Annotated in this window: 17 protein-coding genes; 5 read left to right on the top strand and 12 right to left on the bottom strand. The window is 47.1% G+C overall.

Annotated elements, in window-relative coordinates; all coding sequences use genetic code 11:
• Nucleotide 1 precedes the first annotated feature (1 nt).
• Complete coding sequence (locus MARGE09_RS05380; RefSeq protein ID WP_236986323.1) at nt 2–1,354, bottom strand: autotransporter domain-containing protein; 1,353 nt, start codon at nt 1,352–1,354, stop codon at nt 2–4.
• A gap of 454 nt (nt 1,355–1,808) precedes the next feature.
• On the opposite strand from MARGE09_RS05380, the gene MARGE09_RS05375 reads away from it, so the two are divergent.
• The 4 genes from MARGE09_RS05375 to MARGE09_RS05360 all read left to right on the top strand — a co-directional run bounded on the left by MARGE09_RS05375 (nt 1,809) and on the right by MARGE09_RS05360 (nt 6,124).
• Nucleotides 1,809–2,759 (top strand): hypothetical protein, encoded by a 951-nt coding sequence (locus MARGE09_RS05375; protein ID WP_236986322.1) that lies wholly within the window; start codon nt 1,809–1,811, stop codon nt 2,757–2,759.
• Between the two features lie 2 nt (nt 2,760–2,761).
• On the top strand, nt 2,762–4,162 hold the full coding sequence (locus MARGE09_RS05370; RefSeq protein WP_236986321.1) for a c-type cytochrome: 1,401 nt from the start codon (nt 2,762–2,764) through the stop codon (nt 4,160–4,162).
• Nucleotides 4,163–4,175: 13 nt separating this feature from the next.
• Nucleotides 4,176–5,396, top strand: coding sequence for a twin-arginine translocation signal domain-containing protein (locus MARGE09_RS05365; protein WP_236986320.1), 1,221 nt, complete (start codon nt 4,176–4,178; stop codon nt 5,394–5,396).
• Between the two features lie 149 nt (nt 5,397–5,545).
• Nucleotides 5,546–6,124: a porin family protein gene (locus MARGE09_RS05360; RefSeq protein WP_236986319.1), complete on the top strand. Its 579-nt coding sequence runs from the start codon at nt 5,546–5,548 to the stop codon at nt 6,122–6,124.
• A gap of 78 nt (nt 6,125–6,202) precedes the next feature.
• Here MARGE09_RS05360 and MARGE09_RS05355 read toward each other — a convergent pair whose 3' ends face one another.
• Entirely contained in the window at nt 6,203–8,440 is a 2,238-nt protein-coding gene (locus tag MARGE09_RS05355; RefSeq protein ID WP_236986318.1) for a DUF1631 family protein, read from the bottom strand.
• 337 nt (nt 8,441–8,777) lie between these two features.
• Here MARGE09_RS05355 and MARGE09_RS05350 point away from each other — a divergent pair, with 337 nt between their 5' ends.
• Nucleotides 8,778–9,770, top strand: coding sequence for an adenosine kinase (locus MARGE09_RS05350; protein ID WP_236986317.1), 993 nt, complete (start codon nt 8,778–8,780; stop codon nt 9,768–9,770).
• A gap of 110 nt (nt 9,771–9,880) precedes the next feature.
• Here the strand turns inward: MARGE09_RS05350 and MARGE09_RS05345 are convergent, their stop codons facing one another.
• The 10 genes from MARGE09_RS05345 to MARGE09_RS05300 form a co-directional block, all read right to left on the bottom strand.
• Entirely contained in the window at nt 9,881–11,107 is a 1,227-nt protein-coding gene (locus tag MARGE09_RS05345) for a beta-ketoacyl-ACP synthase (RefSeq protein ID WP_236986316.1), read from the bottom strand.
• On the bottom strand, nt 11,107–11,838 hold the full coding sequence (locus MARGE09_RS05340) for a 3-ketoacyl-ACP reductase FabG2 (RefSeq protein WP_236986315.1): 732 nt from the start codon (nt 11,836–11,838) through the stop codon (nt 11,107–11,109). The genes MARGE09_RS05345 and MARGE09_RS05340 overlap by 1 nt, the downstream gene beginning before the upstream one ends.
• Nucleotides 11,839–11,862: 24 nt before the next feature.
• On the bottom strand, nt 11,863–12,336 hold the full coding sequence (locus tag MARGE09_RS05335; RefSeq protein ID WP_236986314.1) for a hotdog family protein: 474 nt from the start codon (nt 12,334–12,336) through the stop codon (nt 11,863–11,865).
• A gap of 41 nt (nt 12,337–12,377) precedes the next feature.
• Nucleotides 12,378–12,923, bottom strand: coding sequence for a DUF3261 domain-containing protein (locus tag MARGE09_RS05330; protein WP_236986313.1), 546 nt, complete (start codon nt 12,921–12,923; stop codon nt 12,378–12,380).
• Between the two features lie 22 nt (nt 12,924–12,945).
• A complete protein-coding gene (locus tag MARGE09_RS05325; protein ID WP_236986312.1) occupies nt 12,946–15,228 on the bottom strand; it encodes an MMPL family transporter in 2,283 nt (760 codons plus the stop codon).
• Between the two features lie 143 nt (nt 15,229–15,371).
• Entirely contained in the window at nt 15,372–16,091 is a 720-nt protein-coding gene (locus MARGE09_RS05320; RefSeq protein ID WP_236986311.1) for an outer membrane lipoprotein carrier protein LolA, read from the bottom strand.
• 44 nt (nt 16,092–16,135) lie between these two features.
• Nucleotides 16,136–16,555: an acyl-CoA thioesterase gene (locus MARGE09_RS05315; RefSeq protein ID WP_236986310.1), complete on the bottom strand. Its 420-nt coding sequence runs from the start codon at nt 16,553–16,555 to the stop codon at nt 16,136–16,138.
• Nucleotides 16,556–16,630: 75 nt separating this feature from the next.
• The gene (locus tag MARGE09_RS05310; RefSeq protein ID WP_236986309.1) at nt 16,631–17,386 is read right to left on the bottom strand and encodes a glycosyltransferase family 2 protein; all 756 of its coding nucleotides are present in this window, start codon (nt 17,384–17,386) and stop codon (nt 16,631–16,633) included.
• Nucleotides 17,367–17,792, bottom strand: a complete 426-nt coding sequence (locus MARGE09_RS05305) for an ApeI family dehydratase (RefSeq protein WP_236986308.1) — start codon at nt 17,790–17,792, stop codon at nt 17,367–17,369. The genes MARGE09_RS05310 and MARGE09_RS05305 overlap by 20 nt, the downstream gene beginning before the upstream one ends.
• Nucleotides 17,792–18,076 carry an acyl carrier protein gene (locus MARGE09_RS05300; protein WP_236986307.1) on the bottom strand — a complete coding sequence of 95 codons (285 nt, stop codon included), beginning with the start codon at nt 18,074–18,076 and terminating at the stop codon, nt 17,792–17,794. The genes MARGE09_RS05305 and MARGE09_RS05300 overlap by 1 nt, the downstream gene beginning before the upstream one ends.
• Between the last annotated feature and the right edge of the window lie 90 nt (nt 18,077–18,166).

Here is an 18,166-nt window from a genome sequence, read left to right as displayed (position 1 = left end):
ATTAAAGCTCCTTCCTAAAACCTAATTGCACGGTATTGCTGCTGTAGTTTTCTTGCTGCAATAAACTTTGTACGTTAAAAAATACCGCCCAACCACGCGGTAATACTAACGATGCGCCGGCATCCACCAGCATGTGGTTTTTATCGATTTCACTCGCGCTTAATTCAAACGCTTGCCCACCGGAATAACCGTTAATACCGCGTTGGCCAGAATTAATGACTTGCTCTGCAGTAATGGCAAAACGCGGTAAAAATACGCCCCAATTAAAATTAATGGCTCGGTCGATATGTAGGCTTAAACCGCTTTGTAATGAGCGTGTTTTTTGGCTACTGAAGCTGCTAGGTGTGGGGTTAGCGCTGGACTTTTCTTCTATATAAGCCTCAACAAACTGGCTTTGGTAATTAAGCGATAAACCAGGAATAAATTGCCAACCGCCTTTACGGAAGGTGTATTGCCCTTTAACAAAGGCAAAGCGGTTATTACCCGCGCTATCGGCGTACTCAAAGCTGTAATCTAAACTGGAGTAGCCCAACTGCGCTTGTACATTAAAGGCATCGTCGCGGTAGCTGGCAAAGCCCAAAATACTCACATCGGACATATCAAAGTCGCCATTGCCTTTGCCGTCGCTGTCGGTACCCGCAAATTCAACCGAGCTGTTCGAAAAACCTAGGGCGGCACCGGCCACCCAATTTTCGCGCCATAAAACATCGGCGCCGATGGTGGCGCCATTTAAGTTATCTTTGTAACCGCTTTGCAATTCGCCGTTATTCATATCGCCGGCATCCTGCTCGCCGCTGCGCATATTTACGCTAGCGAAGATCCCGCCGAAAGCAAAATCGCCATCCCCTGCCGCACCGCCCAATGTGCCGTTTAATCGCGCGACTTCTTTTTCATTAAGTGATGCATAACTGCCGCCATCTAAAAATAACGAAACCGCATCGCGGTGGCTGCGCATGACATTGTTTGCAGCCTTGGGCGCCGCTTGCGCAATACTGGCAGCCTCGACAACACCTTCCTCGGCAACCACTGTAATAATTACCTGCGCCGTATCCCGCTCGCCGGCACTATTTTCAATGGTGTAGGTAAAACTGTCGGCACCATAAAAACCATCGTTTGGCTGGTAGCGTAAACCACCGCCCTCTGCCGGCGTTACAGCACCATGGGTGGCCGCCGTATTCCCAACAATGGTCAAACCATCTTGGTCGGTGGAATCGTTAAAAAGCACATCTATTACCACGGCCGTGTCTTGCGGCACTTGACGATAATCATCTGCGGCATTAATGGCCGCAAAAGCTGGATAGGCTAAAACAGTGGAGGAAACAAGGGCAAATAGCGCGCGTTGGGCGAAAGGCATAGCGAAGTCCATTTAAAAAAATCGATTGATCAAAATTTGTGCGCATTCTAACCAACACTGGCGCTTCGAACAATTGTCGATATTTCTGCCAATGCACTTTCACAGCATGGCAAATGGCACCGAAAGACATTTTCAGGTGATGACTCGGCAAGTCATTGCAGTGACTCTAAAACCCTTATTTTTCGCATACTCCAGCCACTTTAAGGTGGGAGATCTGGGTCGCACTTTTGCGAAAAAATCACCAAATAAGATGAATTCAAGACCACCCAAACAGTTTTTGTGACGAAGTTAAAACTAACGCAAAAAATTACCCGCTATGCTCACTTAAACGGTAAAAAAGCATTCTTATTTTGAATAAAAATCATCAGCAAGAATGATTGAACACGCGCGCAGGTTGCAGCCACTAGCCCCGCCTGTGCACACAATAAATGCACCAACCATTAAGGAAACCATCATGATAACCATTAAAAGGCTTATCGGCCCGCTGGGGCGTCTGGCAGTTTCTGCAACATTACTCTCAGCGGCACCTAGCTTTGCCGAAACTGCGATGCAATGCAGCCAGAAATTACACAGCACGCTTTACGGTCGCTCAGCAACAGCGCAAGAGCTCAATATTGCAGACCCGATGTCAACGGTGGACGCAATGATGAGCAACGACGAATTCATTGAAAAGTTTTCAATGTACGTTAACGCACACATGAACTGGTTACCCGGTGATGGTAAGCGCAACAACCCCGTTTACATGGCCATGAAGTTCTACATATTTAAAGACAACCAAGAAAAACCGTGGAAAGAGCTTTTTACCGGTGGCTATGACCTTTACGACAATGGCTACAACCCCAGAGCAGAAAACTCCGGTTACTTTTCCGACCGCAATTGGAAAAAAGTGTATAAAGGCAATGAAGAGTTCGGCTACAAACTACGCACAGCCTATTTAATTTTAAATAACCAAATAGGTTTGAACCTTGAGGCCTTAACCGTAAACAGCACTGGTGGCAGCGGTCGCAACGCTCGTCAAGACCCAAACAACGTCTGCGTTGCCTGCCACTTTAATTCAGACTTCGCTTTAGATCGTATCGCACAAATCCTACCGCTAGTAGATCGACAATCTAGCGACGCGCAAAACTTGATCGAAATTGCAGCGCCAGGCCCGTTTAACCAACAAATTTACGGTCAACCTGTCAGCAACCTTAAAGAACTCACAGAAGTTCTTGCCAGCCTCGATTCGTTTAATACCAACGCGTGCAACATTGCTTTTCAATTTGTTTTTGGCCGCGAGCATCGCGGCGCAGATAAAGCCTTATTTGAGCAGTGTATTGAAGAGTTTAAAAACGACGGCCACATTACCGCATCCGTTAAGCATTTTGTGGAATCTGACATTTTCTGTAAAAGCGAGGAGGGCTAACCATGAAATTAGACACCCCAACAACCCTCACCTCTTTGACACACTTTGGCGGAATCAAACTTATGCCTTATTTTTCTCGCACCGCCAAACTATGGGCCTTTGCAGGCCTCGCCTTGGCGCTCTCCGCCTGTGTTGGGCCAGTTGAAACAAACTCATCCAGCAGTGAAGCAACGCCATCATCACAAGCTAGTATCAGCTCATCGAGCATGGATGCTGTTTCTTCATTAAGCTCTTCGGTTACTATCAGTTCGAGCTCGATTATTCAATCGTCCTCAGAATCACCTGAGAGTTCTAGCTCAGAAGCTAATTCTAACGAGCCAGATCTAGTCGCAGGCCAAGCCTTTTACAAAAGCACCGAGATATTTACACTTAGCTGTGAGGCTTGCCATGGCGCTAACGGTGAAGGTGCCGCAAGCACCCCGATTCTTTTAGTGGCCTCCGGCAGAGACACCCAAGAAGGCCTTACCCAATACATTGCCGGCGCCATGCCAAAAAATAGCGCCGGCAATTGCACAGGCCCATGCGCGAGAGACACCGCGGCTTATATTTTAAATGGCTACGCCACAACCACCGGAGGCGACTCAAGCAGCGTAACCGTAAGCTCATCAAGCGCTGCCAGCAGCATCCCAACAACCGGCGAAGTAGAGAATGCCGTTAGCGAAGAGGTGCGCAACGAGCGAGTTACCAAAGGTTTAGCCTTTTACCAAAAAGCCACAAACACCTGTGTGGTATGCCACGGCGGCGTGGGCCAAGGCGGCATTGGCGGCAGCCTTGAAAACTGTGATGCCTGTGGCACATGGGAAGGTCTGCGCGCTTACATTGAAGTGGCCATGCCAGACGGCGGCAGCAATGAAGATGGCGTAGGCCCAGACGACTGTGTTGGCGAATGCGCACAAGGCATTACCGACTGGATTTGGAATGTGGTAAACGGCTGGGCATTAACTGAAGTTAACGGTGTTGCAGGCGGCGTTAAAGTCGTCACCGAGGACCGTTACGGCCAAGACACCGCGCGCATTAAAACCTACAGCATGCTAACTGACGATTTCACGCGTATTTTTGGTGAAGTACCTTCTGTTTTAGCCGGCTCACGCAATGCGTTTAAATCAGAACCCGAGTTCTGGCATACCGAAGGTGAAATTGGCGCAGTATCGTTGAATGTTCTCGTTAACTCGGCACTACAAGCCTGCGCCAACGAAAACCTTCCTGCACTCACAGAATCAGCTTTGCGCAGCAGCTGTGCAGACTGGGCAACCCGCATGTGGCTACGCCCTGCTACCGAAGACGAACTGCAATCTTGTATAGATGTAGCCCTAGTTGACGCTGCAGCACTAAATAACGCGAAGGAGCAAGCTAAGTACGCTTGCGTATCTATGATGATCTCACTACCAGCCATCACCTACTAATTGGAGAGTTACCATGATTAAAAGACGACAATTTATACAAGGCACTGCTGCCCTGGGTGTCGCTGGCGTAGCTGGTCTCCCCAATATTGCCAGCGCGCAAAACCAAGCGATGGTTAACGGCAAACCTTCACGCTTATTATTAGTGATGATGAACGGCGGTTACGCCCCCATCATGACCTCGGCTGCCTCGTTTTTAGATAATGAACCGGAAGAAATGAGCTTTGGTTTTAGCCAAAAAGAATTTGCAGCACCCAAACCATTCACGACCATTGGCGACATTAGTTACGACACCGAATCTTGGGGAGCTTTACCACAAAAAGTCTGGGACCGATTTGCCTGCTTAGGCACAGTAGGCGCCTCCAACCACAACTCTGCACACCACTTTTGGAAAAGCCCTGAAGGCGGCTTAGCCCAAGCATTAGCGTCAAAAATGGGTGGCAACGCCGCGATTAAAGCGGCACGCGTAGGCGGTGTAATTGGTGCCAATGATGGCGAGGATGTCGGCGGCGTATCTCTTGAGCCGGTATCTAGCTTAGAGTCTGCATTGGCAACACTGAACGGTGTTGGCGATGTACTCGAAAAAGAAAACCGCCCAATTATGGGAAAAGTTGTCACCAGCACCCAACAACGCTTCGCAGAGCAAGGTTTCCAAAACCGCGAAAACCTCAGCAGTGTGCTGGCCGGTTACCAAGGCTTAGCCGCTTCGATGACAACACCAGCAGCAGAAGTGAGCGCTGCCGAAATCAATGCCGCCTACACTGGCGTCCCCGGGATTGGGCAAAAGTTAAAAGTAGCTGAAGGCTTATTCCGCAGCGGCGTTAATGTAGTGTGCGTTGGTGAAGGCTCTGGCACTTACTGGGACACTCACGACGATAATGACGGTTCACGTTCGCGCGGGTACTTTAAGTTAATGGAGCCAGGCCTTGCGACTTTTTGCGACCGTATGCTCGGCCGCGATGATATGAATGTGACGATTGTGTTTGTCTCTGAACACTCACGCATTCCTTTAATCAATAACCACGGCCCGCATCTCAGTACCATTGTAATTAGCGACAACGTGATTGCTGGTGCCTCTACTGGCGTCACCGATCGCGGCGGATTAATTCCCGATGCAGAAACAGACAAACCCATTAAAGCCTGGAAAGCCGCCATCGGCGAAATTGTAGGCCTTAAAGGCGCCGATAATCCTTGGGGCTCTGCCGCGCAGCATCGAAGTATTATGAAATATGCCTAAACACAAACTGTAATAAAAAAACCGGCTTTTTAGCCGGTTTTTTTGTGCACGACAATCAAGCAGCATTCATATTTTGTTAAGTTTCGCCCCCTATAATTGCGAGCTCAGCTTTAGTAACCGAATATAATTTAACTCAATATGGACTCTTTATGAACAAGTTATTATTACCGCTACTCGCCACAACCTTGCTCAGCGCGCCGTCTTTCGCAGACAACTCAGGCTTTGGAGTCTTTGGGGCGATAGGCCAAGCCAAGCACGACATTGAAATCACAAATGATAGCGACACAAGCTTTGCAATAGGTGGCCAATACCGTTTTAACAGTAACTTCGCAATTGAAGTTCGCTATGATGATTATGGTAATTTCACCACCGTCTCCACAGAAGAAAACATAATAGGCGACAATAAGATATCGACAGATTCTTTAAGCGCGGGGGTTAAAGGAGCCATACCTCTATCTGACCAGTTTTCTATTTTCGCGAAAATAGGTTTTTCCAGCTGGGATATAAATACTAACTATAGCTATAGCTCTTTAGACTCAAGCTTTAGCGGATCAGGGTCGCTCTCGGAATCTGGAACAGACTTATATTACGGCTTTGGCGGCGAATACTCTATCAACGAGAATATTGTTATCGGCTTAGATTACACAATGCTAACGATGGATATCGACAACGACTCTCCAGATTACGACATCGGTAATTTTTCTTTATCGCTAGGTTATAACTTCTAAGGACTACGACTTTTCATATAAATACGGCCCTCACAAGAGGGCCGTATTTATATTCGGTGAGGTTAGTAAAGCCACTATTTAAATATGCTCGACATCCGTACTGGCTGCGCCACTCATATTATTGTAGATATCCTCCAGTGCACGTTCAAAGAACGGTTTAGAGCTACCTGAAACAATATTAGCGGTTTTGGCGATCATTTTACGAGCAAGCTCCAAGCCCGTGAGCATGGCTTCTTTTTTCCCTACCTGATTCACCAACATGTAATGCATAGTGCGCGCGTTATACCAAGCTACTTTAAGACGGCGACCGCCTTCAAATTCAAACCAAGTCCCAAACTCAATTTGTTTTAAGCCGTCAATTACCCGCTGCTCTTCGTCAGAGACATGGTCTGGTTCCAATAATGGAGCCGCGCTCTTTTTCTCTGCGATGACTTTTTCGGCTTCCTCACGCACTGGCTCTGGCTCTGGCTCCGGCGCCTTTTGCGCAATGGCTGCACGTAAAATATCGGTGATGGATTCAATCAGTTTTTCGCCTTTATCGGCGTCATAACCAATCACATCAAACCCGGCCTGCATTTCTGATTGTAAGCGATAAATCAATTCTTTCTGAATTTGAATGTCATTATTATTTGACTTAACATCAACAGCCCACAAGAGGTCGTCCACTAAAGAAAGCGCGCCACTCCACTGTTCCGAATCATCACCATAACGCAACATACAAAAAGATAAATAATCAAACCAAGGCTGCAACAAAAAGAGCAACACAGACGAAGGTAAGTCTTTATCTTCTGTTCGTGTCATTACTTCTTTATTTACGCGGTGCTTCACTTCACGTAGTTTTTCTTCGCCTTGAGCTTTTTCCGCGGCGCGCTTTTCCATTAACTCTTGGCGGCGAACAATATTTTTTGTGTAGGCGTTAAAATCCAACAATATGGAGGTAATCACTTTCACATCGTTGGTGAATTCATTCAGCAAACGGTCAACCGTTTCCCGTATTTTCTCCAACATGTTGTGCTGTATCGTACCGTCATTCCCAATCCAGCGAATGCCTGCTTCGGCAAGGTTATTCAATAGCACTCGCGCTGGGTGGTCTGGATTTTCAAAAAAACCAGGATCAATAAACGCCAATTTTAAAAACGGTGTGTGCAAGTAGCTTAACGCGGCTTTTACAGAGTCTGGCAAGTTACCATCGCGCAGCATGTATTCAAAAACACGACCAACAAGGTCAATAGCGTGTAAGTCGTTATCACCAACACGCCCCTGTCCACCTAACTGCGCACGCAACTGTTGTTGCATTACGCCGACATTCATAGGCGCAGCTATTTGGCCGCCAGCCATGGGGACACCCATCATGCCAAGCGATTGCAACTGAATGGTTTGCAACGCATCGATTAATTGCTGGCTATTCAATGCGGGGCCGGCCCCGCCACCAAATGCTTGCTGCGGGGCTTTAGACATTTCACTTAAGGTTTGCTGTAAGCCGCGAATCGCATCCAACAAAGAGCTTTGATAAGTCGATGAATCTTCACCATCGCCAGCTAATGCTTCTGCCTCACCTTCGATCGATTCACGCTTGGCGACTTTGGGCTTAGATTTACGGTACTGTAAATCTTGCATTAAGCCTTGGTCGCTCAAGTACTGATTAGTATCTGCAACAACATCCGCTGCGATAGCGTGCAATTGCTCACCATAGGTATTTAGTACCGTTTTTGCCGCAGCAATACTCATTGGAATTAATTTACAAGCCTTACGCAAAGATTCGCAAAACTGCACTGGCGCCGAAGGGTTGCTTGCCTCACGAACTGGCTCACCACTATTCAGTAATGCCATACGCTGGTTAAGCGCCCACAATGGCTCGGCTAATTCGTTATCTACAGCCTGTGATATGCCCGATAAAACAAGAGACTCTTCCAACTCAAGATTATCAACAATAGATAACTCGTTACCGCCCGATGCATTAAGTTCTGTGCACAAGGCTTTTTGTTTGAATTTTACAAAACCTTCAGCAACATAACCGGCGTAGTACTCTTCGAGTTCGCTGCGGTTTTTTTGAAATAAGCGCTGAATACCACTAAGCTCTGCAACTTCCTGATTCGACTTTGCCGCATCAATTTGCAAATCGAAGGCATGGCTTAATGCCTTCATGAAGGGCGCAAAACTGCTGTGCGCATGTTTAACTGCAATGGCTTGGCACTTTTTTAAATGCTCAAGAGCTTGCTCTGGCGAAAGCGGCGCCTGCCTTGAAGCGGCACTGCCTGCACTTCCATGAGAACCAGGATTCTCGGAAGATAATTCATCATTGATAAGCCTAGACATAACCTTGCCTCAACATCTCTCTATTCTTACTGCTCGTCGTTGTGAATTTATCAAAGGGCTATACATTAATAGCAGCCCACAATAATCACCCATAACAGAAGCCCACTTGCACTTCCGGCTTACGCCATCCAAACTAGCGGGCTGTCCTCATTTACTTTTTAATAACTACATAACCTATGCTATGCGTTTATACCTCTGCAAGTTAGGTAAAGACGTTAAATTTTGTACAAAACGCCTTACATAACAGCGGTTTATATAACTTAAGTTAAGCCGTGCGACATACGTCACACATGATTGCTTATACTTGCCTGCATTGCAACGACAAAGAGCACAAAAAATGAACAACTACGGCATCTACGCCATTGGCGCTGCGCTAGTCGACACCGAAATCCAAGTTGTCGATTCCGACCTACAAGCACTCAATATAGACAAAGGTGTTATGACACTTGTTGACGAAAAGCGTCAACAACACCTACTTGAGCACCTGCATGACAAATTAGTGGCATCTGAGCTTGCTTGTGGCGGCTCAGCCGCTAACAGCGTTATTGCCGCGCAACACTTTGGCAGCCAAACTTTCTTTAGTTGCCAAGTTGCTACCGATAAGCATGGCAAGTTTTATGCCGATGATCTTATTCGCACTGGCGTGAGCACCCAAGCGCGCGATCACGCCAAAGATGGCACTACCGGCAAATGCCTAGTGATGATTACACCCGACGCCGAACGCACCATGAACACCCATCTTGGCATTAGCGAAACCCTTAGCGTGGACAATATCGACGAGCCAGCATTGCAAGCTAGCAAGTTTGTTTACATCGAAGGTTATCTTGTCACCTCCGCAACGGGAAAACCTGCCGCCATCAAAACGCGTGAACTCGCCAAAGCCGCTGGCGCGCAAATTGCCATTAGTTTATCCGATCCAGCGATTGTAGAATACTTCCGCGACGGATTATTAGAGATTATTGGTAGTGGGGTCGACATAATCTTCTGCAATGAGGGAGAAGCCCTCAATTTCACCCAAGCCCCTACCATAGAAGCTGCAGTCGAAGTACTCAAAAGCTACTGCAAAAGCTTTGTGATTACTCGCGGCGCCGAGCCTACATGGGTTTTTGATGGTGAGGCGCTGCACCAAGTCCACGCTCAACCGGTAAAAGCAGTGGATACTAACGGTGCTGGCGACATGTTTGCAGGTGCTTTTTTAGCCGCCTTAGATCAAGGTAAAACGTATATGGATGCAGCCGCTTTTGCTAACCGTGCGGCGGCCGTAGTCGTTAGCCAATTTGGCCCCAGATTACGTGAAGGACAATACGCGGAGCTTAAAAACGCGCTTTAGCGTGCCCCTTAAAAGACTCAAGCGGCGCACAGTCCATGCGCCGCTTGCCCCGCTAGTAAATATGGTTTTCGAGTCGTAAGCAGCTAAAATTTAATCACTGTTTATTTTTATCACGCCCAGCGTTTGAAGATCAGCGATGTATTAATGCCGCCAAATGCAAAATTATTCGACATCACATAGCTACACGACTTGTCACGGCCATCAGCCATAACGTAATCCAGCTCACCGCACGCCTCATCAGGATTGTGCAAGTTAAGAGTAGGCGCCAACCAGCCACTGTTCATCATCTCAATACTCGCCCAAGCTTCAATGCCACCGCAGGCTCCTAGCGTATGGCCAATATGACCCTTAAGCGTCGATACTGGAACCGCGTTGGGGCCAAAAAGGCTTTCAGTCGCTAAAGACTCTGCAATATCGCCACGCTCGGTTGCGGTCCCGTGGGCGTTCACATAATCGATCGCACTCTTTTCGAGGCTTGCATCCTCTAATGCCATTTCCATGGCAATTTTCATCGTACGCTTATCGGGCTGAGTAACATGGCCACCATCGGAGTTCGTACCAAAGCCGACAATTTCGGCATAAATCGTAGCGCCTCGCGCTTTGGCGTGCTCTAACTCTTCTAATACCAGCGTGCCGGCTCCCTCGCCAATCACCAAACCATCACGATCACGATCAAAAGGACTTGGCGTTAGGGACGGAGTATTGTTTTTAGTGCTTGTGGCGTATAACGAATCAAATACCGCGGCCTCTGATGGGCACAGCTCTTCAGCGCCGCCTGCCACCATCAACGTTTGCCTACCGTATTTGATGGCCTCGTAAGCATAACCAATACCTTGGCTGCCCGATGTACATGCTGAGGAGGTTGGTATCACGCGCCCTTTTAAACCAAAAAACACACCAATGTTTACAGGTGCGGTATGGCTCATCATTCGAATATAGGTCGTTGCTGTTGCACCACCAACATCGAGGCTTTCCAGCATAAGGGCAAAATTACGGGTATCTTCTGTGCTTCCTGTACATGATCCATAAGACACCCCCATCGCACCGCTTTGTATTTCTGGGTCGTCTAACAAACCAGCGTTATCAAGCGCGATTTCAGTGGCGCGGGTCGCCATTAATGAGACGCGGCTCATAGAGCGAATTTTTTTACGCGCATATTTTGGGGTAACGAAGTCCGTTATCGGGCCTGCAAGGTTGGTATTAAAATCCTTAAACTTGGCCCACTCTTCCATTCGCACAATGGCGCTAGTCTGCGAACGCAGCGCTTGCTCAAAGCTAGCCCAATTATCACCAAGCGCAGTAATTGCGCCCATACCAGTTACCACTACGCGCTTCATTAAAACATCCCGCCATTAACAGAAATAACTTGGCGGGTGATATAACTCGCCTGCTCAGAGACCAAATAACTGACCAATGAGGCAACCTCTTGAGGCTCTCCGGCTCGGCGCATGGGTATCATCTTTAGCGCTTCTTCTACCGGCGCTTCGTCGAGCATTTCGGTATTAATCATGCCAGGCGCAACACAGTTCACCGTGATATTGCGTTTCGCCAGTTCAATGGCCAAGGCTTTTGTGGCACCTATAATGCCAGCCTTAGCCGCGCTGTAATTCACTTGACCACGATTTCCCATCATGCCCGAAACAGACGATAAAGTAACAATACGGCCCGCTTTGCGCCGGCGCACCATCGGCATGACAATCGGGTTAAGCACGTTGTAAAAAGCGTCAAGATTAGTGTGTATAACATCATCCCAATCGCTTTCAGACATTGCAGGAAAAGCATTATCGCGTGCGATACCAGCATTGCACACAACACCATAATAAGTGCCATGCGCTTCCATATCCTGCTCTATACATGCCCGCGCAGCGGCGCGATCAGCAACATCAAACTGCAATATAGAGGCTCGCCCGCCCGCCGCCTCAATGGCCGCCAAAGCCTCTTGCGCCTGCGCAATGCGGCTGCGACAGTGTAATACCACCTCAAAGCCATCTAGCGCTAAACGCTCGGCAATTGCTCGGCCAATACCTCGGCCAGAGCCCGTCACTAATACGCGATGAACTGAACTCATGTATACCTCTTTTATTATTGTCGCTTACTTAGCGTCAAGCTGTGCTAACACTGTTTGAATATCATCCGGTTGAATCGCTTTGATTTCAGCGCAAGCAATACTTTTTTCGCCGCGATATATATGGCAATCAAATAGCACCAAATTATTTTCATCACGCATTAATTGCACAACTTTTACGCTTAAGGGAACCGCAAGAGAAAAGCTATGCTCTACCGCGCTATAGCGTCGCGTACCCAATAAAAAACCGACCTCGAGCTTACGCCCCTGACGCCAAGCCTTAACGCCCGCCAGCGCCGATATCGCCTGCGCCATATATTCCAAACCAACCCAAGATGGCACATCACCTTGCTCAGACACAAACAAAGAAGAAGCCGCAACATCCACACTCGCTTCTAACCAATCATCCCCGCAGCTTGTGATTTCTTTGATAAGCAACATGCTTTTGCGATGCAAAAGAAAGGTTTCAATGGGTAATTCTGTAGGGAGCAATGTAGCCATAACACAACTAAAAACGGTCAATTCTAAACGAGGTGCGGGCGCTACAACTCGTGGCGACGAATCGCCACATTAAACTCACTTGCCGTATAAACAATCGGGCTTGAGCCTGCACTCCCTACGGGGTAGCTAATTTCGGCGCGCAATATACCAGAAAACCGTATTTGTCGCTTCCCTCCCCGCTCAACAAACGACCAGCCTTGCGCGCTTTGCGCTTCCAGTGTTGCTATATCAAACTGAATAAACTGCCAAGCTTCGACCAGCTTAGGCACCAGCGCCTTTACAGGGTGCGGCACTGAATAATCAATATTAACTTGCCCACCATTATTGTAGGCAGTCGCGATGCGCTGCCCCAATTGATTTAACAACAGCCATTGCCAGCGCCCCCCTTCAGGCGTTTGCTCGCAGTGCGCTATAACCATCATACGAGTCTGCTGGCCCCGCCATGAAACCATCCACTGTTGCTGCGAAGCCGCAGGACACACTTGCGGAGTAATAGCAGGTAGCAATGCAGGAGTTTGGAACACTGAGCAGCCTAATGCGCTAACCAGCAAAAGCATTAGCGCAACAAAAACACTGTTTTTTTTCACTCTAGGGCAACCCATTTTTACCTCAGCTAGACTTTTGACTTTTCGCGAGCACAGTAATTAGCGGCGCGAACAATAAATTAAAACTGCTGCCCAATAATAGCGTTACACCAAAAGCTTGAATCATTGGCGTTGCACTTAATGCTAATAGCCCAAACGACAAAATACTGGTAATAGCCGATAAGAAAACGGCGCGTTGAGTACTTGCACCCCGACCACCGGAATAGGCAAAAATGCTGTAATCCATTCCTAGGCCAAGCAACAAAAAACTCGCCAAAATATGGAATAAATTGAGTGGTACAGAAAAACAACTTAATAGTGCAACAACAAACAAGCTGCTTGCCAACGGCAATAGCACCATAAATACCGCCCGCCAACGGCGATACAATAACAATAGCGATAACGCAATCAAACCATAAGCCACGCATAACAGCTGCAATGCTGCATGCATTAAAGCGTCAAGTTTATCCGACATTTGCGCCACGCGATCAACCCAAGTCACGCCCTCTATAAATTCACTGCGCGCAATAACAGGTAATTGATGAATGGCCTGTAAAGTAATAAGGCTAACGTAAGAGTTTAATGCTGAGTTATCACCATTGGGCACCTTACCCAGCCACAACATTTTTTGCTCTGGACTAGCTACAGCCAACCACTCACTCAACGGCAAACGCGCCCGCTCGGATAATAAAAAATCAGACCGAATAGATTCCACCGCATCAATAGGAAATCCAACCGATAACATAAAGCGCTCGACGGTTCCCTCTGCTGAATAAAGCTTGTTTTTTTGCAAAGCATAATAGCGATTCTGAGTAGCCAACGACGGAACCCATCGGCTGGTTGCCGAGTAGCCGTCAATAACACCCTCGTGAACCCAGCGCTCCAAATGCTCATCTCGAAAACGCTCCTCAAGTTGCAATAGTTGCTCGGCGGATGATGCGCGTAATAGGAAGTATTGGTTCGACGCTACCGCTTGTAAATGATGCTGCAATCGTTTTTCTGCCGCCATTAATGCATCAGAAGGTTTATACAAAGTACGCGCATCGCTACTTAAGCTAGATTGCGCCCCCCCCCACAAACTAAAAGCGATACAAATACAGGCAATGGCAAACAAAACAAAACGCGGAGCTTTAAACCACAGCTGCCAAAGCGTATACGTAATGCCGGTAAGCCATGCACCACTGGCCGCAAGATTTTGCTTAACAAAATAAGGCAATACCACCGTAACAAATAACCAAGCACTGGCTAAACCTACCATCGAGAATACTGCCACTTGCTGCAACCCTGGCAATTGGGCTTGTAGTAAACAGCTATAGCCCAAGCTCGAGGTAAATAAGCCTAAGCTTAAACTTGGCAAAATATTTTTAAGTGTTTGGTAACTCGAACCGTGTGTATCCCCACCTTTAGATAATTGGCATTTACATAAAAAGTGCAAAGCATAATCAATGGCAACGCCAATTAAACTCGCCCCAAAAACCAAAGTTAATAAATGTATTTCTGCAAATATTGTATGTGTTACCACCACAGCACAAAAACAACCAAAAGCAACAGACGACAAACTCAACAACAACGGCTTAAAACTGCGGAAGGCAAACCAAAACAACAGCAGCACACCTAAACACGAGCCCAATCCAATAGTGCTTATTTCTCGATTAGCATTTGCGGACGCTTCTGCAGCATGAAAAACAATGCCAGAAACTAACAACTTAGCCGCTCCACCTGCCGACACGCTATGCGCTAAGCTTTGCTTCCAAGCTTTAATGCGCCGCTGCGTATCAAGCTTAAAAGAAGCTTGCGTCAACTGCGCTAGTAACATCGCTACAACTGTATTGTTGTCGTGGAACACCAAAAAGTTATCGACAAGTTCAGCATTTAAGGGCGGCTGCAATTGCGCCATTAAGCCAGCCGTTAAGGCTAATGGATCTTCCAGCGGTGATAAAGAAGAACCCATCCCCCCAAAACCCAACAAAGCTTGCTGCGCACGAGCAGTAATAGCATCGGTGTTATTTTCGGTAAGTTCGCGAGCTTGGTTGGACGTTAACAAGGAATAACGATATTTAGCCAATAGCTGTTGCTGTTGCGAAAGGCGCTCGGCATCGGCATTAATATCGTCTACCATCTGTAAATCGGCACTGGCATCAACAGCTTTAATAACCTTCTGCATTGCCAGCAAAGCGGCGCTTTTATTTTCGGCCTCTACAGCTAAAACAATATTATTACCAAAAGTTTGTTGCAGCTGATCATTCACCTGCAAAACAACCCGATCATGTGTAGATGGAGGAAACAGATCGGTTAAATCAGTTGCCAATAAAAACCCTGAATGATGCAAGCGTATCGAAAACAACAGGATAAAAAAACACCACAAGGCGAATAAGGTGCGCAATAAGTTAGTCAGCCTCATGAGAAGTCTATCGCTTAGGTGGGCATAGCAACAAATTTGCTATGCCCATTTTACTGAGCAAAATCACAGAAATTGTCATCCAAAGAGAACCAACGACACTGCTCAGCCTTTAGTACTTCCTTGACGGGAACACCGCGGGAGGCGACTGACTGATTTAAAAACTCGATGCGGGTATGATCGCCGTTGCCTGCCGTTAACTGCACCATTTGTAGTTCAGCTTTAGCCGCTGCATTGCTGCCATCAATAACAACCTGCTGCAAACTTTCCAGCATCACCGCCAGCTTCGGCGTTAAAATCAACTGCCAAGTCTCTTTATTGATCAACCAGCGCGCCTCAAAGCGCGATTCAATTAAAGCAATATCGGCACTTAATATAGCAAATAGAGTTTTATTAATTTCGCGCTGAACAATGCCTTGGTGCTCGGCAGCAATATCGCCACGACCATCGGCTTGCCACGTAATTAACTGATCTTGCGTTATTGTAAATGCATTAAAAAAAGGCTTTTCCGCCTTTAAGTATAGGCCTTGTTTTTGCCAAAAAATAAAATGGCCAGAAGACTTCAAGGTATAAGCAAGGCCGCTTAATGTTTTCTCCTGCTGAAAATCGCCCGTAACAAGCACTCGCTGCTTTAAACTTTCTATAATCGATTGAACGGCAGCATCGGTATTACTGTGTTTACTCGCATCGGCAAATGATTTACCACACAAGCCTAAGCACAAGACTAGCGTATAAAATATCAAGCATCCTGTACTGATTTTACGTTTGATCACACCACATCCTCGGCTTGCGCCTGCGCGTTATTGTTATCTAAAAACTATTCCAAGGGACCCACTTTATGCGCTAATAGCTCACGAAACGCTTTAGGTGTTTCGAAGCACATCTGTGCGGTATTTTTATCCACAGCCACCTGAATGGTATAGCCTTTTGTTAAGCGCTCGCCATTCGCATTTTCAATAACATAGTCAAGTTTTAAGCGGTACTCCCACTCTTTTAAACTACAACGCACAAGCACCGTCTGACCAAACTGTAGCGGCTTCACATACTTGATACGCATATCAACCACCGGCCACGAATAGCCAGACGCCGCCATTTTTTTATAGCCATAGTTAAAGCTGTCTAAAAAATCACAGCGCGCCACTTCAAAATATTTTACATAATGCCCATGCCATACAATATCCATGGAATCGACATCATGAAATGGAATTAATATTTCTGTCTCGGTGCTATAGCGCATCACAATAACCTCAAGCGAATATGAAATAACCTGTGAATATACGGGCCGCTCACAACCCACAGCATGCTTAATGGATTACGTGCGTTTATTCGGAGCTTTTCGTAACCATAAAGAAAAAAAGCGAGGCAACATGCCAAAAAATAAGCGCGTATGCATCCACGTTATACGCACATTATCCTGAACAATATCAAAATGAGAGGGTATATCGTCTTGGTAACGTATATTTGTTTCAATATTGATCACATCTAGCCCCTGCCAATACAACCGAACCAATATATCGGTATCAAAGTCCATGCGTGCGCCAATGCGCTTTCGGTTAAGCAGCACTAGGGTTTCGGCAAGAGGGTACAAGCGATAACCGCACATCGAATCCTTTATTGACTTAGACACCGTATTTACACAAACCCAAAAATCGGTCAGTTTTCGGCCACTGCGCCGCGAAGGCGGCATATCCTGATAACGCCGGCACCCAGACACTACGGCCTGTGGGGCTGCTGCGGCCTCGGTTAAAAACTTGGGAATATCAGTTAAATCGTGCTGGCCATCGGCATCTACCTGCAATGCGTGGCTAAAGCCTAAATCGTGGGCGTATTTAAGCCCTTTACACACAGCGGCCCCCTTACCACGGTTCTCGTCCATACGCAGCAAATAAACCGCATCATCACTATGACTAATATTCACCAATACTGCAGCACAATTGGGCTCGCTACCATCATCCACCAACACACACGGCAACCCCTTTTGCCGAATAGCATCCACAACCGCCCATATTTTTGAGGGGTGATTATAGACGGGAATAATTACGCAAGGGTTAATCGCTAGGGCTTTCATAGACTACACGCCCTTTTGAATAGCTTCGGTCTGCACAAAAAAACTGAAAATCGAGCCATTGCTTATCCCGATTAAAAATCAGCCTAATAACGACGGTGTTATTTGGCTGTATGGGGCTTGTAAATTTTAGGCGATCTACACGTAAAACGGGCCAATCGATATGCAGCAACAAGCTAGCATAGTGCGCAACCCAATCGAGTTGAACAACGCCAGGAACGACAGGGAAATGCTCAAAGTGCCCTTCAAGGCAGGGCAGCGAGGGCGTGACATCAATTGTTAGTTCCACGCCGTCGGTAGCAATAGGCGTTATACCGCGCGCAACGGGGCGGTTGAGCGCTTGCAGGCTTGAAACAACTCCTTGATTCTGTGTCGCGCTCCGTTCGCCTCTGGGGTTTGAGCTAGGCATTACTGAGTGGGTTCTGAGGAATCACCGCTGTCTTCGGGCCGATTAAGTAAATCAAAAACAGCATCAACCACGTCTTGTACGGTGCGTACCTGTTTGAAGTCCGATGGCTGTATGCGACGGCCAGTGAATTCCTTGAGCTTTACCGTCAAGTCGACGGCATCAATACTGTCGATATCCAAGTCTTCATACAGACTGGCTTCTGGTGTTATTTCTTCGCGATCAATCTCAAACAGTGTTTCAAGACTATCTTGAAGAAACGCATATATTTGTTCTTTTGAATACATAACCCACTTCCATCATTATCAATGCATACCTTAGGCAAGAGCGGTTATTGCTCTACCAAAAAGCGGCGCAAGTCTACCAGAGCCTATACC

Source organism: Marinagarivorans cellulosilyticus (genome assembly GCF_021655555.1).
In the GTDB taxonomy this organism is placed as follows: Bacteria; Pseudomonadota; Gammaproteobacteria; order Pseudomonadales; family Cellvibrionaceae; genus Marinagarivorans; species Marinagarivorans cellulosilyticus.
The sequence above is the reverse complement of the archived record's forward strand: the minus strand, read 5'-3'. Positions and strand labels throughout refer to the sequence as shown.